Annotated in this window: 1 protein-coding gene; it reads right to left on the bottom strand. The window is 69.9% G+C overall.

What is annotated here, in order from left to right; translation table 11 throughout:
- Nucleotides 1-7: 7 nt before the first annotated feature.
- Entirely contained in the window at nucleotides 8-988 is a 981-nt protein-coding gene (locus tag AB0C21_RS43335; protein WP_500212352.1) for an IS30 family transposase, read from the bottom strand.
- Between the last annotated feature and the right edge of the window lie 98 nt (nucleotides 989-1,086).

Here is a 1,086-nt window from a genome sequence, read left to right as displayed (position 1 = left end):
CCTGCCCTCAACCGGTGGAAGCAATTCCGCTGGTCAGTAGCTCGGCGAACACTTCCTTGGGCTTCTTGAATCCGAAGATAGCGCGGGGTCGGTTGTTGAGTTCGTCTGCGACGGCCTGGAGGTAGTCCGGGTCGCCTGTGATCGTGGTGCCTTTGGGGAAGTACTCCCGTAGCCAGCGGTTGGTGTTCTCGTTGGTGCCGCGCTCCCAGGGGGAGTGCGGGTGGGCGAAGTACACCGGCAGGCGGGCTTTGAGGGTGATCGCGGCGTGGTTGGCCATCTCCGACCCGCAGTCCCAGGTCAGCGACCGGCGCACCACGTCCGGCAAGCCCTGGACCTGGTCGATGACGGCCTCGGACACGGTGGCGGCGTCGCGTCCGGCTAGCGGTACCAGGACCACGAACCGCGAGACGCGCTCGACCAGCGTGGCCACCGCGGTCCTGCCGTCCTTGCCGACGACCAGGTCGCCTTCCCAGTGTCCGGGGACCCGCCGATCGGCGGCGTCGGCGGGCCGCTCGTCGATCCAGCGGATTCCGCTGATCCGCGGCGCCCGCGGGGCGCGGCCGTGGGCGGGCCGGCGGCGGGTGCGGCCCGAGCGCAGCGCCAGGCACTGCCGGGCCAGCTCCCCCTTGGGCAGTGCGTAGATCCAGCCGTAGATCGCCTCGTGGGACACGCGTACATGCTGGTCGGCGGGATGGTCGATCGGCAACCGCCCGGCGATCTGCTGCGGCGACCAGCCCTGCTTGAGCAGCTCGACCACCACCAGCCGCAGGTAGGCGTCGGCGTCCATCCGGCGGGTCTTGGGCCGTCGTCGCGCCCGCTGCGCCGTCCGGTCGGCCCGCGCGGCCCGGTATCGGCTCCGCCCGCCGTGCCGGGCGATCTCCCGCGACACGATGCTCGGGCACCGTCCGATCCGTTCCGCGATGATCTGGTTCCGCACTCCCTCCGCGATTCCCCGGGAAATCTCCTCCCGGTCCTGCAATGTCAGCATTTGACGAACCAGCCCCACGGCAGCTCCCCCCGACGATCAACTCGCCGAGCAGGACTACACCACCGCTAGATCAATTGCTACGACCGGTTGAGGGCAGG

It is taken from the genome of Spirillospora sp. NPDC049024 (assembly GCF_040649235.1).
Lineage (GTDB): Bacteria > Actinomycetota > Actinomycetes > Streptosporangiales > Streptosporangiaceae > Spirillospora.
The sequence above is the reverse complement of the archived record's forward strand: the minus strand, read 5'-3'. Positions and strand labels throughout refer to the sequence as shown.

What these genes read in the sequence shown, in the direction of transcription:
- AB0C21_RS43335 (WP_500212352.1), bottom strand. Translation starts at nt 988, where the DNA reads ATGCTGACATTGCAGGACCGGGAGGAGATTTCCCGGGGAATCGCGGAG.